General features: G+C 73.6%; 14 protein-coding genes. 3 read left to right on the top strand and 11 right to left on the bottom strand.

Annotated elements, in window-relative coordinates:
- Window positions 1-38: 38 nt before the first annotated feature.
- From panC to AB0O07_RS34260, 6 genes are all read right to left on the bottom strand, one after another.
- Window positions 39-1,181, bottom strand: a complete 1,143-nt coding sequence (panC, locus tag AB0O07_RS34235; RefSeq protein ID WP_365640914.1) for a pantoate--beta-alanine ligase — start codon at window positions 1,179-1,181, stop codon at window positions 39-41.
- Between the two features lie 89 nt (window positions 1,182-1,270).
- Window positions 1,271-2,239, bottom strand: coding sequence for a DUF2520 domain-containing protein (locus tag AB0O07_RS34240; protein ID WP_365640916.1), 969 nt, complete (start codon window positions 2,237-2,239; stop codon window positions 1,271-1,273).
- Window positions 2,240-2,419: 180 nt separating this feature from the next.
- On the bottom strand, window positions 2,420-2,656 hold the full coding sequence (locus AB0O07_RS34245) for an antitoxin (protein WP_365640919.1): 237 nt from the start codon (window positions 2,654-2,656) through the stop codon (window positions 2,420-2,422).
- Between the two features lie 61 nt (window positions 2,657-2,717).
- Window positions 2,718-3,320, bottom strand: coding sequence for an AAA family ATPase (locus AB0O07_RS34250; protein WP_365640922.1), 603 nt, complete (start codon window positions 3,318-3,320; stop codon window positions 2,718-2,720).
- Window positions 3,321-3,325: 5 nt separating this feature from the next.
- Window positions 3,326-4,006, bottom strand: coding sequence for a response regulator transcription factor (locus tag AB0O07_RS34255; protein WP_365640924.1), 681 nt, complete (start codon window positions 4,004-4,006; stop codon window positions 3,326-3,328).
- Window positions 4,007-4,094: 88 nt separating this feature from the next.
- Complete coding sequence (locus tag AB0O07_RS34260) at window positions 4,095-5,294, bottom strand: sensor histidine kinase (RefSeq protein WP_365640927.1); 1,200 nt, start codon at window positions 5,292-5,294, stop codon at window positions 4,095-4,097.
- A gap of 269 nt (window positions 5,295-5,563) precedes the next feature.
- Between AB0O07_RS34260 and AB0O07_RS34265 the strand changes: the two genes are divergently transcribed.
- Together AB0O07_RS34265 and AB0O07_RS34270 are read left to right on the top strand one after the other, a co-directional pair.
- Window positions 5,564-6,622, top strand: a complete 1,059-nt coding sequence (locus AB0O07_RS34265; RefSeq protein WP_365640930.1) for an SAM-dependent methyltransferase — start codon at window positions 5,564-5,566, stop codon at window positions 6,620-6,622.
- Window positions 6,623-6,737: 115 nt separating this feature from the next.
- Window positions 6,738-7,907, top strand: coding sequence for an NADH-quinone oxidoreductase subunit D (locus tag AB0O07_RS34270; protein ID WP_365640933.1), 1,170 nt, complete (start codon window positions 6,738-6,740; stop codon window positions 7,905-7,907).
- Window positions 7,908-7,996: 89 nt separating this feature from the next.
- Here AB0O07_RS34270 and AB0O07_RS34275 read toward each other — a convergent pair whose 3' ends face one another.
- From AB0O07_RS34275 to AB0O07_RS34290, 4 genes are all read right to left on the bottom strand, one after another.
- Window positions 7,997-9,286: a hypothetical protein gene (locus AB0O07_RS34275; RefSeq protein ID WP_365640936.1), complete on the bottom strand. Its 1,290-nt coding sequence runs from the start codon at window positions 9,284-9,286 to the stop codon at window positions 7,997-7,999.
- 86 nt (window positions 9,287-9,372) lie between these two features.
- Window positions 9,373-10,374: an ABC transporter substrate-binding protein gene (locus AB0O07_RS34280; RefSeq protein WP_365640938.1), complete on the bottom strand. Its 1,002-nt coding sequence runs from the start codon at window positions 10,372-10,374 to the stop codon at window positions 9,373-9,375.
- An 87-nt stretch (window positions 10,375-10,461) separates the two neighbouring features.
- The gene (locus AB0O07_RS34285) at window positions 10,462-11,184 is read right to left on the bottom strand and encodes an ABC transporter permease (protein ID WP_365640940.1); all 723 of its coding nucleotides are present in this window, start codon (window positions 11,182-11,184) and stop codon (window positions 10,462-10,464) included.
- A gap of 2 nt (window positions 11,185-11,186) precedes the next feature.
- Window positions 11,187-11,924, bottom strand: coding sequence for an ABC transporter permease (locus tag AB0O07_RS34290; RefSeq protein ID WP_365640942.1), 738 nt, complete (start codon window positions 11,922-11,924; stop codon window positions 11,187-11,189).
- Between the two features lie 146 nt (window positions 11,925-12,070).
- On the opposite strand from AB0O07_RS34290, the gene AB0O07_RS34295 reads away from it, so the two are divergent.
- Window positions 12,071-13,252: a betaine/proline/choline family ABC transporter ATP-binding protein gene (locus AB0O07_RS34295; RefSeq protein WP_365640944.1), complete on the top strand. Its 1,182-nt coding sequence runs from the start codon at window positions 12,071-12,073 to the stop codon at window positions 13,250-13,252.
- 57 nt (window positions 13,253-13,309) lie between these two features.
- On the opposite strand, the gene AB0O07_RS34300 is transcribed toward AB0O07_RS34295, so the two are convergent.
- Complete coding sequence (locus AB0O07_RS34300; RefSeq protein WP_365640946.1) at window positions 13,310-14,422, bottom strand: alpha/beta hydrolase-fold protein; 1,113 nt, start codon at window positions 14,420-14,422, stop codon at window positions 13,310-13,312.
- Window positions 14,423-14,447: the final 25 nt, after the last annotated feature.

A 14,447-nucleotide genomic window follows, 5' to 3' on the forward strand; every position in this document is an offset into this window, starting at 1 on the left:
ACCGGCTGCTCTGTCGCCGGTTCCGGTCGGGTGTCCGGTCACTGGGGCGCTCCGAAGGTCAGCGGGATGTTGTCGATCAGCCGGGTGGTGCCCACCTTCGCGGCCACGGCGAGGATCGCCTCGCCGGTGTGGCCGTCGGGGACCTCGGTGAAGTCGGCGGGGTCCACCAGCGCGAGGTAGTCCACTTCCAGCGGGGGTACGGCGCGGGCCGCCTCGTCCAGGACCGTACGGGCGGCGGCCCGGACCGCGTCGGCCCCTTCCGGGGTGCGGGCGGCGGCCACCGCGTGGGCGTCGGCCGCGAGCCGGGCCTCGCCGAGCGCGGAGAGCCCGGCGGCGCGGGCGCCCGGCGCGGGGGCGGAGGCGGCGCGGGCGCGCAGCGCGTACTGGGCGGCGAGGCGGTCGCGGGCGGCGAACAGGGCCCGGGAGAGCGCGAGGGCGGTACGGCGCTCCGGTACGGAGAGGTAGCGGTTACGGCTGGAGAGCGCGAGCCCGTCGTCCTCGCGGACCGTGGGGACGCCGACGATCTCGACCGGGAAGTCGAGGTCCCGGGCCATCCGGCCGACCAGGGCGAGCTGCTGGGCGTCCTTGCGGCCGAAGAAGGTGACGTCGGCGCGGGTGAGGTGGAGGAGCTTGGCGACGACCGTGAGCATGCCGTCGAAGTGCCCCGGGCGCGAGGCGCCCTCGTACCGCTCGCCCATGGCCCCGGCGGAGAGCGTGACCCGCGGTTCGCCGCCGGGGTAGACCTCGTCGGCGGCGGGCGCGAACACGACATCGGCACCGGCCTCCCGGGCGACCTTCAGATCGGCGTCCAGGGTGCGCGGATAGCGGTCCAGGTCCTCCCCCGCGCCGAACTGGAGCGGGTTGACGAAGACGGTCACCACGACCAGCCCGCCCGCCCCGACCCGGGCGCGGGCGGCCCGTACCAGCGTCGCGTGCCCATCGTGGAGCGCCCCCATCGTCAGCACGACCCCGACCCGCGCACCCGGGGCACGCCGGTCCAGGACCCGGTCGAGATCGGCACGGGTCGCGGCGAGCACGAAGGTCACGGGGTCTGTCGCGGTGGGGTCCGTCCCGGCGGGGTCAGTGCGGGCGGGATCCGTCCCGGCGGCGTCCGCACCGGCGGCGTCCGCACCGGCGGGGTCCGTGCGGAGGGGGTCCTTGCTCACGGGGTCGGTGCTCATGGGGTCCGTCTCTCCGGGATACGGGGGCTGCCCGGCGTGAGGGGTGTGAGAGGGCTGTCCGGGGTGCGGGGGCTGTCCGGGGTACGCGGTCATCCCGCACCTCCGGCGGAGTCCGTGCCCTCCGTGGCTTCCCCGCCCCCGGGCAGGCCCTCGCCGCCCGCGAGGACGCCGAGCAGGTCCTCGGCCAGCTCCGGCTTGAGCAGCCCGTGCGCGAGGGCGCGGTCGGCGGTCGTACGGGCCATCGCCAGATACCCCGCGACGGCGCCGGGGGCGTGCGCGCGCAACTCCGCGACATGGGCGGCGACCGTACCGGCGTCACCGCGGGCGACCGGTCCGGTGAGGGCCGCGTCGCCGGAGCGCAGCGCGTTGTCCAGGGCCGCGCCGAGGAGCGGGCCGAGCATCCGGTCGGGGGCGGCGACCCCGGCCGCGCCGAGCAGCTCCATCGCCTGGGCGACCAGGGTGACCAGGTGGTTCGCGCCCAGGGCGAGGGCCGCGTGGTAGAGCGGACGGGACTCCTCGGCGATCCACTCGGGCTCCCCGCCCATCTCGATGACCAGGGCCTCCGCCGCCAGCCGCAGCTCCTCGGGCGCGGTGACCCCGAACGAGCAGCCGGCCAGCCGCTGGACGTCCACGGAGGTGCCGGTGAAGGTCATCGCGGGGTGCAGGGCGAGCGGCAGCGCCCCGGCCCGCAGCGCGGGGTCGAGCACCCGCGCCCCGTACCGCCCCGAGGTGTGCACGAGGAGCTGCCCCGGCCGTACGGCCCCGGTGTCGGCGAGCCCCTCCACCAGCCCCGGCAGCGTGTCGTCGGGCACGGTCAGCAGCACGAGCTCGGCGCGCGCCAGCACCTCGGCGGGGGTGACCAGCGGAACGTCCGGCAGCAGCGCGCCCGCGCGCCGTACGGAGGCGTCGGAGACCCCGGAGACGGCGACGGGCCGGTGCCCGGCGAGCCGCAGGGCCGCCGCGAGCGCGGGCCCGACCCGCCCCGCACCGACCACCCCGACACTCAGCCGCGCGGGCCGGTCCCGGGGATCGAAGGACTCATGAGCAGATGCGTTCACGCGAGGGCCTTCCGTTCCAGTCCGCAGGGGGTACCGGACGATTTCTCGCCATGCTACGCCAGCGTTTCCCACCACCCCCGAGTTGTCCACAGGCCCGGCGATACCCGCAGGCCGCTCCCCCACAGGTGGCGCCCGGCGGGGCAGGACGGGCGCGGTGGGGAGGTCGGCGCCGGCGCCGGGTCAGCGGCGGTCCCGCCCGTCTTCGATCGCGTCGAGGATGTCGGTGGTGCTCAGCTGGGCACGGGTTTCGCGCTCCAGGCGCGCGGCCGTCTCCGCGAGGCCGGGGCCGACGGCTTCCCGGACCTGCAGCTCCCGGGCGTACGCCCGGGGCGACATGCCCGGCCGCGCGGCGCGGGCTTGCGGGGCGTTGTCGATGTCGTCCGGGTCCGGGACACCCCGGATCGTGGTTGGGGGCATGCCCATATCTTGGCACCGGCGGCCGGGGAAGAGTCACGGGCCGGGGGACGTCACGGGAACGTCAGAGGAAGCGGATGTGGCGGAGGCCGATCCGGATCTGGCGGAGCCGGTGGCGGCGGGGGCCGTAGGTGTTGGGGGTGAGGTGGAGGCCGGTGGAGAGGGCGACGCGGTCGGCGACCTGGGGGAGGGTGAGGCGGTCGGTGTGGAGGTGTTCGGCGAACCGGGGCCCGGCCAGCGCCTCCAGGCAGTGGTCCAGTTTCGCGACGGCGAAGCTCTCGCGCTTCAGGCCGCGCCCCCAGCCCCGCTCGGTCAGCCGCCGCAGTACGGTCGCCCGCTCGGCCAGCAGCGCGAAGTGCCGTACGTCGTGGCCGCTCTCGCGCAGCCGTCCGACGGTCTCGTCGAAGTAACCGGGGTCGACCACGGTCATCGGGGCGATCACCGGGCCCTCGTGGGCGCGGAGGACGCGGTCGAGGACCTCGTACACGCCCTGCCGCCACGCAGGCAGGTCCTGGAAGTCGCCGCGCAGCCCCGGCGGCAGCATCCGGTGGAGCCCGAAGCCGACCTCCTCCGGGTCGCAGACGACGCTGCCCGGGAGCCGCCGGTGGAGCTCGTGCGCGGTCTGCGTCTTGCCGCCGCCGAAGGGGCCGTTCAGCCAGATGAGCACGGCGGTCAGCGCGCCCCGCCCGCGCCGCCCCCGGCCCGTACCATCCCCGTCTCGTACGCGAGGACGACGACCTGGACCCGGTCGCGCAGGCCGAGCTTGGTGAGGATGCGGCCCACGTGGGTCTTGACGGTCGCCTCGGAGAGGACGAGCCGGCCGGCGATCTCGCCGTTCGACAGGCCCTGCGCCACCAGCAGCATGACCTCGCGCTCCCGGTCGGTCAGCCGGTCCAGCTCCTTGTTCTCGGGCTGGGTGCTGGTGGGCAGCATGGGCGCGAACTGGTCCAGGAGCCGGCGCGTGGTGGACGGCGCCACGACCGCGTCGCCGCTGTGCACGGCGCGGATCGCGGTCAGCAGGTCGCCCGGCGGCACGTCCTTCAGCATGAAGCCGCTGGCCCCGGCCTTGAGCCCGGAGAAGGCGTACTCGTCGAGGTCGAAGGTGGTCAGGATGAGGACCTTCGGGGGGTTCGGCGCGCCGCATATCCGGCGGGTCGCCTCGACCCCGTCCATCCTCGGCATCCGCACGTCCATCAGGACGACGTCGACCTCCGTCGTGCGCAGCCGGTCGATCGCCTCGACGCCGTCCCCGGCCTCCGCGACGACGTCCATGTCGGGCTGAGCGGCCAGCACCATGCGGAAGCCGGTCCGCAGCAGCATCTGGTCGTCCACGAGCATCACTCGGATCGCCATCGGGGGTCCTTGTCCGGTCGAAGCCAATGGGCCGTCTACGGGGCCGACTCGGGGGTCGGGGCGGAGTCGGGGTCGGCCCGCACCACGGCTAGTGCGCCGTCTTCAGGGGCAGCAGCGCGCTGATCCGGAACCCGCCGCCCGGGCGCGGGCCCGCGTCCAGGGTGCCGCCCACCATACCGACCCGCTCGCGCATGCCGATCATCCCGTGGCCCCGCCCGTCCGCACCGCCGTCCGCGTACAACTCGTGGGCCGCGCCCCGCCCGTCGTCCTCGACCAGCAGGCCGAGCCCGTCGTCGAAGTAGACGAGCCGGACGCTGGCGCCGACGTCCGGGCCGCCGTGCTTGCGCGAGTTGGTGAGGGCCTCCTGCACGATGCGGTACGCGGTGAGCTCGACCCCGCTCGGCAGCGGCCTCGGGGTGCCCTCGATCCGGAAGTCGACGGCGAGGCCCGCCGCCCGCACGTTCTCGATCAGGTCCTCGATCTGGCCGACGTCCGGCTGCGGTACGTACTCGCCGCCCTCCGGGGCGTCGCCGGTACGGAGCACACCCAGCAGCCTGCGCATCTCGGCGAGCGCCTGCCGGCCCGTGTTCGAGATGGTCTCCAGGGCCTCCTTGGCCTGGTCGGGCGCGGCGTCCAGGACATACGCGGCGCCGTCGGCCTGGACGACCATCACGGAGACGTTGTGCGCGACCACGTCGTGCAGCTCGCGGGCGATCCTGGCGCGCTCGGCGGCGACCGCCACCTGCGCCTGCGCCTCGCGCTCCTTCTCCAGCCGCTTGGCCCGCTCCTCCAACTGCGCGAAGTAGGCGGTTCGGGTCCGCATCGAGTCGCCCAGCACCCAGGCCAGCACGAACGGCACCGCCAGGACGGCGGAGAAGAAGACCTGGCCCGCGATGCCGCCCTCCCCCGGCGACCAGCGGAGCTGCGAGAGCGGCGCCGCGAGGACCCCGCCGACCAGCGCGAACCGGGGCGCCCAGCGCGAACCGCCGCGCGCGGCGACGGTGTAGATCACCGCGAGCATCGCGAAGTCGGCCGGGCCCGGCAGGACGTCCAGCGCGAGCTGGGCGAGGCCGACGGCGGTCACCAGCAGCAGCATGCGCTCGGGAGCGTGCCTCCGGAGGGCGACGGCGAGCGAGAGCGGAACGGTGACGGCCATGGCGGCCAGCCGCCGTTCGACACCGTCGTTCTGCTGCACAGCCCACAGCAGGGACACCCCGAAGAGCAGGACAGCCAGGAAGCTGTCGACGCCCGTCGGGTGCCGGCGGAGGAAGTCGTAGAAGCGCTGCACGTAACCCAGCGTAGGGAAGCGGACCCGCCGGGGGGTCAGCCGGTGGGGCGATCCGCTCGGCGGAGGCGTACTCCCCAAGGTGGAGACTGGGGCCCGTGACGGATGAGACACGTACAGCACGGGGGACGGAAGGCGTCCAGGGAGGCGTCCCGGAGGGCGTCCCCGGGGCCGTTTCAGGGGCCGTTTCCGGGGGCGTTTCCGGGGGCGGGGAGGGGGGCGCCACGGCGGGGGTTCCAGGGGGCGGGGCCGGCTCCGGTCCCGCCGGAGCGGTGCGGTGGCGTACGGCGGCGGAGGCCGCGCTGTACGGGCCCGGCGGCTTCTATCTGCGTCCCGAGGGGCCCGCGGGTCACTTCCGTACCTCCGTGCACGCCTCCCCGCTCTTCGCCTCCGCCGTCGCCCGGCTGCTGGTACGGACGGCGCGGCTGCTCGGCGGCGACGAGGTGGACCTGGTCGACATCGGCGCGGGCCGGGGCGAGCTGCTCACCGGGGTGCTGGCGGCGGTGCCGGCCGGGCTGACCGTACGCGCGTACGCGGTCGAACGCGCCCCGCGCCCGCCGGGGCTCGACCCGCGCGTGGAGTGGCGCGCGGAGCCTCCGGAGGGCGTGCGGGGTCTCCTCTTCGCCAACGAGTGGCTGGACAACGTACCGCTGGACATCGCCGAGACGGACGCCGACGGGACCGTGCGGTATGTCCTGGTCCGCCCGGACGCCACCGAGGAGCCGGGCCCCCCGGTCGCGGGCGCGGACGCGCGGTGGCTGGCCCGCTGGTGGCCGCCGGCCGGGCCCGGCACCCGGGCCGAGATCGGCCGCCCGCGCGACGAGGCCTGGGCGGCGGCGGTCGGCACGGTGGCGCGGGGGCTCGCGGTGGCCGTGGACTACGCGCACGTACGGGAGGCCCGGCCGCCCTTCGGTACGCTGACCGGCTTCCGGGAGGGCCGGGAGGTGCCCCCCGTCCCCGACGGCTCCCGGGACCTCACCGCCCATGTGGCGCTGGACGCGTGCGCGGCGGCCTGCCCGCTGCCGGGCACGCGGCTGCTGAGCCAGCGCGCGGCCCTGCGGCGGCTGGGGGTGAGCGGCGCGCGCCCGCCGCTGACGCTGGCGGCGTCGGACCCGGCGGCGTACGTAAGGGCCCTGGCGGGGGCGGGCGAGGCGGCGGAGCTGACGGCGCGCGGCGGCCTCGGCGACTTCGGCTGGCTGGCCCAGCCGGTGGGGACCGGGGCGGCGGCCTCCGACGACCTGTGGGGCACGGCCGACGACCTGCGGGGCGCGGCGGGCGGCCTGCGGGGCGCGGCGGGCGGCCTGCGGGGCGCGGCGGGCGGCCACCCTTGACGGGCGGCGGACAGCGGGCGGGGGGGGGCGGGCACCCGTGACGGACAAGGGGCGCCGAGCGGGGGCGGCCACCCGTGACGGTCTGCGGCCCGCGCGGCTCTGAGAGACTGTCGCCATGACGGACACCACCCGGACGACCACGCCCCGCACCACCACGGTCGGCATCGGCGGCGCGGCCGAGTCCACCGACATGGTGCTCAACATCGGCCCCCAGCACCCCTCCACGCACGGGGTGCTCCGGCTGCGTCTGGTCCTCGACGGCGAGGTGATCCAGCACGCGGAGCCGGTCATCGGCTACATGCACCGGGGCGCGGAGAAGCTCTTCGAGGCGCGCGACTACCGGCAGATCGTGATGCTCGCCAACCGCCACGACTGGCTCTCCGCGTTCTCCAACGAGCTGGGCGTGGTGATGGCCGTCGAGCGGATGCTCGGTATGGAGGTCCCCGAGCGCGCCGTCTGGACGCGGACGCTGCTCGCCGAGTTGAACCGGGTCCTCAACCACCTGATGTTCCTCGGCTCGTACCCGCTCGAACTCGGCGGGATCACCCCGATGTTCTACGCCTTCCGCGAGCGCGAGGACATCCAGCGGGTGCTGGAGGAGGTCTCCGGCGGCCGGATCCACTACATGTTCAACCGGGTCGGCGGCCTCAAGGAGGACCTCCCGGCCGGCTGGCAGGGGCGGACCCGGCAGGCGGTCGCCGCGGTGCGCTCACGGATGGACGTGTACGACCGGCTGGTCCTCGGCAACGAGATCTTCCGGGGGCGTACGCGCGGCGTCGGCGTACTGGCGCGGGAGACCGTGCACGCGTACGGGGTGTCGGGGCCGATCGCCCGCGCCTCCGGGGTCGACTTCGACCTGCGGCGCGACGAGCCGTACCTCGCGTACGGGGAACTCGCGGACACCCTGCGGGTGGTGACCCGGGAGGAGGGCGACTGCCTGGCCCGGTTCGAGTGCCTGCTGGAGCAGACGCACAACGCGCTGGACCTCGCCGACGCCTGCCTGGACCGGCTGGGCGAGCTGCCCCCTGGGCCGGTCAACCAGCGGCTGCCGAAGGTGCTGAAGGCGCCCGAGGGGCACACGTACGCGTGGACGGAGAACCCGCTCGGCGTCAACGGCTACTACCTGGTCTCGCGGGGCGAGAAGACGCCGTACCGGCTGAAGCTGCGCTCGGCGTCGTTCAACAACATCCAGGCCCTGACGGAGCTGCTGCCGGGGACCCAGGTCGCGGACATGGTGGCGATCCTGGGGTCGCTGTTCTTCGTCGTCGGAGACATCGACAAGTGACCGACACGTAGCGGTCCGGGGCGGGCTGGTGCGGTCCGGGGCGGGCCGTTGACCCCGTTCCTGTTACGGGTCTACGAGCCGGCCCGGGGCTACGAGCTGACCACGCCCCGCAGTTCGCCCAGCGGCAGCGGCTCCGTGTCGTCGTGCGCGGTCAGGTCGATCACCTGGCCGACGCCCTGGTCCCCGCCCTGGTCCCGGTGGTCCTGGTCGGCGAGGGCCTCTTCGCCGACCACGTCGGCCAGGTCCTCGCGCGCCACGCGGGCCAGTTCGTCCCGCGCCACCTGTGCCAGCCGGTCCATGGGGACGGGCGCGCCGGGGGCCGGGACGCCCACCGGGGCGGACGGGGGCACGGACGCCTCCGCCGGGGCGGGGACCGCGGGGGCCGGGGTGACCCGGGGCGCCTGGTCGGGCACCTGGTACGGCGCCTCGGCCACCGGCACCTCCTCCACCAGCACCGGCGCGACATCCCTCGGGCGGTCGTGACGGCGGTCGTTCCGGTCCGCCGTCCGCGCCGCCTCGGCCGTCCGCGCCGCCTCGGCCTCCGTCTCCGGCCCTTGGGCGCCGAAGAAGTCGAAGTGGCCCTCGGGGCGCCGTACGGAGCGGTCCTGCGGGTGGTACGGGACGATCGCCGAGGCCACCGGGACGCGCGGCCCCGGCGGGGTGGCCGGGGCCGGCTGGCCCTGCGGGGCGGGCGCCGGGCGGCCGTGCTGGTCGGTGGGGGGCGTCGCGGCGTGCCTGCCCTGCGGCTCGTCCTCGCTCTCCGCGGCCCGCTCGGCCAGGTCACGGGCGCGGGCCGCCTCGACGGTCCGCTTCACCTGCTGGGCCACGCCGTTGCGGACCAGCTCGTCCAGGGCGCGGGCGGCGGCGGCGAAGGTGTCGCCGGTGAGCCCGCCGCCCGAGGCGGTGATCGCCCTGGGCCCGGACGAGGTCTCCAGGGCGAGCCGGCGCCGGCCCTCCAGGGCGCTGGCGCGCTCGGTCTCGGCGGTGGCGTACCGGCGCAGCAGCGCGGCGTGCTCGCCGCGCAGGTTCGCCAGTTCGACCCGCTTGGAGCGGATCTTCGCCTCCAGCTTGGCGCGCACCGCGCGCCCCTCCTCGACGTCGGCCTCCAGCTCGGCCACCCGCTCCTCGGTCTTCCAGTGGTCGCTCTCCCGCACGCGGGTCAGCTCGGCGACCCGGCGGCCGGCCGTCCGGTCCCAACTCCGCATGAAGACGGCGCCGGTGACCGCGGCGACGGCCGCCGCCGCGGTCAGCGCACGGAGCACCAGGGGATCCGCGAGGAGCCAGGCGCCCGCGGCGCAGAGCACCGCGGCCCCGGCGACCGCCATCGGCGGCAGAAGCTTGTGGAGAGGAGGCGAATGGCGGTGGCGTCCACGTGGCATGGCCTGAAATTTACCGTGCGTGGAGGCCGATGGGGGCATCGGTCCGACAATCTTTCCCTCTCTGTTGTCGGGGCTTGTTGTCAGGGCTACTTCTTGACCAGACCTTTGGAGTGGAGATACTCCTTGGCCACGTCTTCGGGCTTGGCGCGCTCGGCATCGACCTTGAGGTTCAACTCCGCGAGATCGGCGGTCGTCAGAGTGTCCGTCAGCTTGCCGAGCGCGTCGGCTATGTCCTGTGCTCCGGCGTCCTTGGCATTGACGACCGGCAGGACGTTGTCGGCGTTCTGGAGCTTCTTGTCGTCCTCCAGCACCACGAGTCCGAAACTGTCGAGAGTGCCGTCGGTGGTACTGGTCAGCGCCAACTGGTCGACGCCGTCCTTGACCGCCTGCTTGGACTGCGGGGTGCCGACTCCCTTGGGGTCGATGCCCGCCACGTCGATGCCATAGGTCTTCTTGAGGCCGGGCGCGCAGAAGGGCCGTACCTCGCACTCGTCGCCTGCCGCGATCTTCACTTTGATCTTGGATTTTCCGAGGTCGGAAAGGGTCTTGAGGTTGTTCTTGTCGGCGAATTCCTTGCTGACGGCGAAGGCATTCTGGTCGACGGCCTGTCCGGCGGGGAGCACCTTGAGCCCGCGCGGCTCGGCGAGCTTCTTCAGCTCGGCGACGGTGGCGGCGGCGTCGCTGGAGGCGAGCGGCTTCTCCTGGGCCGCCTTGGCGCCGTTGACCTTCGCGTTGAGGAATTCGGTGATCGTGGCGGCGTATTCGGGCACCACGTCGATCTCCCCGTTCTCCAGGGAGGGTTCGTACAGTTCCCGGTTCTTCACGGTGGTGACGGAGGTGGAGTAGCCCGCTCCGCCCAGCACCTGGGCGTACAGCTCCGCGAGCACCTTGGACTCGGTGAAGGCGGCGGCGCCGACGACCAGCGAGCCCTTCTTGCCGTCGCCGGAGCCCGCGCCGGAACCGGTGGAAGCGGCGTCGGAGCCGCCGTCCTTGCTCTTCTCCAGGCTGTCGCCGCCGCATGCGGTGAGCGACACGGCGAGCGCCGCCGACGCCAGCACCGCGCCCGCGAAACGCGAGGTCTTGCTCATGATGTCCACTCTCCCAAGGGGCGGAAAAAGTCTGTCGTGATCGAGAAGTCTGTTGAGGTCGAGAAGTCTGACGGGATCAAGCCGGGATCAAGCCGATGAGGTCGTGGCCGGGGCGGACCGGGCGGACGGGGCCGCCGGGGCCTTCCCGAGGGACGGCGCCGGGTCGATCAGCCGGTCCAGCGCCACCAGCGCGCCCTCGACCAGCAGGGCGAGGAGCGCCACCAGCAGCGCGCCCGCGACCACCTGCCCCGTGTCGTAGGTGTTGAACCCCGCGGTGATGATCCTGCCCAGACCGCCCTGGCCGACCATGGCCGCGATCGTCGCGGTGGCCACCACCTGGACGGAGGCCGAGCGGAGCCCGGTCATGAGCATCGGATACGCGAGGGGCAGCTCGACCCGGAGGAAGACCTGGCGCCCCGACATCCCCATGCCCCGGGCCGCCTCCACCACCGCGCGGTCCACCTCCCGCATGCCCACATAGGCGTTGGTGAGCAGCGGCGGCACCGCGAAGAGCACCAGCGCGATCACCGTGGGCAGCGAACCGGAGTTGCGCAGCGGCGAGACCATGAAGAGGGCGAGGACCGCGAAGACCGGGACGGCCCGCCCGACGTTGGAGATGTTGACGGCGAGCGCGCCGCCCCTGCCGATGTGCCCCAGCCAGAGCGCCACCGGCAGGGCGATCGCGCAGGCCACCGCCAGCGCCGTACCGCTGACCGCCGCGTGCTCTCCCAGCCGCTGCCAGACGCCGCCGTCGCCGCTCCAGTGGGAGCCGTCCGCCAGCCACGCCCAGGCCTCTCCGAGGACGCCCATGGTCACCCCACCGCCTTCGCCGTATCGGGTGCGGCAGGGGCAGCCGCGGGGGCAGGGGCGGGGGGCCCGCCGGTCCGTATGCGGGTCCACGGGGTCAGCAGCCGCTGGATTCCGAGCAGCAGCAGGTCGGCGAGGACGGCGAGGAGCACGCAGAGCACGGAGGCCGTCAGCACCTGCGCCTTGAAGAAGCTCTGCAACGCGTCGTCGATGAGGTTGCCGAGCCCGCCCCGGCCCACGATCGAGCCGACCGTGGTCAGCGCGACCGTCGAGACCGTCGCGATCCGCAGCCCGGCCATGAGCGCGGGCAGCGCGAGCGGCAGTTCGACCTCCCAGAGCAGCCGCGCGGGCCCGTACCCCATCCCGCGCGCCGCTTCCCTCGCCTCTTCCGGCACCGCCGCGAGCCCCGCCATGATGTTCCGTACGAGAATGGTCAGCGAATAGAGCACGAGCCCCGTGATCACCAGCCCCGCCGAGAGCCCGAAGAGCGGCAGCAGCAGCGAGAACATCGCCAGTGAGGGAATCGTGTAGAGCAGGGTCGTCAGGCCGAGTACGGGTCCGGTGAACGCGGGCCGGCTCCGCGCGAGCAGCGCGAGCGGAAATGCGATCAGCACCCCGATGACGACCGACACCGCCGTGATCCACACATGCTGGACCGTGGCATCGATCAACTCCTGGCTACGGGAGCGCAGATATTCCCCGCAGATCCAGTCGTTCGCCGCCAGGCATCCTCGCGTACCCATCCACCTCCGCCTCCCCCGTCGGACCGCACGCGGCCGTCTTCGTCACGCACACTCCGGCGACCCTAACCCCCACCTCCGACATTCGCGGAAGCCGGCCACATTCCAGCAACATTGCCTTCACACAACACACCGCACAATGGGGAACCATGATCCGATTCGAGCATGTCACCAAGCGGTACCCGGACGGCACGACCGCTGTGGACGACCTCTCCTTCGAGGTCTCCGAAGGCGAACTGGTCACGCTCGTCGGACCTTCCGGCTGCGGCAAGACCACGACGATGAAAATGGTCAACCGGCTCATCGAACCGTCGGAGGGACGCATATTCCTCGACGGCGACGACATATCCGCGATCGACCCGGTCACCCTCCGGCGCCGTATCGGCTATGTCATCCAGCAGGTCGGCCTCTTCCCGCACAAGACGGTGCTGGAGAACACCGCGACCGTGCCGCACCTCCTCGGCTGGCAGCGCGCCAAGGGCCGGGCGCGCGCGGCGGAACTCCTCGATCTGGTCGGCCTGGACCCGTCGGTCTACGGCGACCGCTACCCCGAGCAGCTCTCCGGCGGCCAGCGCCAGCGGGTCGGGGTGGCCCGGGCGCTCGCCGCGGACCCGCCGGTGCTGCTGATGGACGAGCCGTTCGGCGCGGTCGACCCGGTCGTCCGCGACCATCTCCAGAGCGAGTTCCGCAGGCTCCAGGCGACCCTGCGCAAGACCGTGCTCTTCGTCACGCACGACATCGAGGAGGCGGTACGGCTCGGCGACCGTATCGCCGTCTACGGGCAGGGCAGGATCGAGCAGTTCGACGCCCCGGCGGCGGTGCTGGGCGCCCCGGCCACCCCGTACGTCGCGGAGTTCGTCGGCGCCGACCGGGGCCTGAAGCGGCTCTCCGTCACCCCCATCGAGGAGGGCGACCTCGAACAGCCGCCCGTCGTCCACCTCGACGACCCGCTCGGGCGGGCCGCCGCGGAGCTCGCCGGGCAGGGCGCGCGCTGGGCGGTGGTCCTGGACTCCGGCGAGAAGCTGCACGGCTGGCTCGCCGCCGACGGCGCGGCGGACGGCCCGGCCACCGGGACGGTACGGGAGCGGGCCCGCCGGATGGAGGCGTGGCTGCCGGTCGGCGCCTCCCTGAAGCAGGCGTTCGCCACCATGCTCCAGCACGACGCCGGGTGGATCGCGGTCATCGACCGGGAGGAGACCGGGCGGTTCCTCGGCGTGCTGACCCCGGCCCGGCTCCACGAGGCGCTGCGCCGCTCGATCGACGCGGACGAGCGGGCCATCGCGCGTACGGAGGTGGAACTGGAGACCGTCAGCGCCCTCACCACGCCGTGAGCGGGCCGAGCGGGCCCCGTACGCCCGGCCCCGTACGCCCGCCCCGCCCCACCGCGGTCAGTACTGGCTGAGCCGGCCCGACATCCACTCCAGGGCCGGCGGGATCTCCCGGCGCCAGGTGTTGAAGTTGTGGGCGCCGTTGTCGAGGATGATCGACGAGACCTTCGCGGGCGCCTTGACCTTCTTCATGAACGTCCGCGTGTCCCGGAGGTTCCGCTCCCCCTTCAGCGAGCTGGTGACCAGCAGCGACGTGTTGCCCTGCGGCAGGTGGTCGAGGCTCCACAGCAGGTCGGCCCGGTTGCGCAGCCCCTGGTCGCCGTGGAAGAGGTCGCCGGTCGTCGGGTCCTCCGCCGCCTTGTAGTACGCCGAGAGCCCGGCGCCCACCGAGTACCGCTCCGGGTGGTGCATGGCGATCTTCAGGGCGCAGTAGCCACCGGTCGAGTTGCCGATGATGCCCCAGTTCCGGGCGGCGCTCTTGACCCGGTACGCCTTCGACACGGCCCGGGGCAGGTCCTCGGCGAGGAAGGTCTCCGTCTTCGGGCCGCCCGGGACGTCCACGCACTCGGTGTCGCGCGGCGGCGCGACCGTCGGCCGCAGCATCACCAGGATCATCGGCTGCATCCTGCCCTGCTTGGCGAGGTTCCAGGCGGTCGACGGGTAGTTCAGGCCCTTGATCAGGTTCTCCGCGACCCCGGGGTAGCCGGTGAGCACCACGGCGGCCGGGAAGGACTGGTTCTCGAACCCCTTCTGGAAGTACTCGGGCGGCAGATAGACGTACGCCGTCGAGTCGATCCCCGAGCTCTGCCCCGACACGGCGATCTTCTGGATCTCCCCCGCCACCGCCGACCTGGCGCCGCCCGGCACCCCCGTGCGCTGCGTGTCCATGACCGCGACATGCTTGCCGTCGGCCGCCGCGCCGACCACGGTGCCGAGTTCCTGCTCCTTGCCGAAGAGGTCGCCCCAGGTGCCGTAGAAGAGGAAGTACTGGTTGGCCAGCAGCCCCACGGCGGCGAAGATCGCCACCTGGGTCGCGAGGACGAGGCTGATCCTGCCGAGGACAGCGCGGGCCGTCGGGCGGGAGAGCCGGGGCCAGAGCCAAATGGTGGCGACGAACAGGAAGACGGCCGCCAACACGGCCAAGGCCAGGACTTTACGACTGGTGAGACCCATGGCGAGCGAGCTTCTTCCGTGAGAT

The sequence above is a fragment of the Streptomyces sp. NPDC093085 genome (assembly GCF_040683935.1).
Lineage (GTDB): Bacteria > Actinomycetota > Actinomycetes > Streptomycetales > Streptomycetaceae > Streptomyces.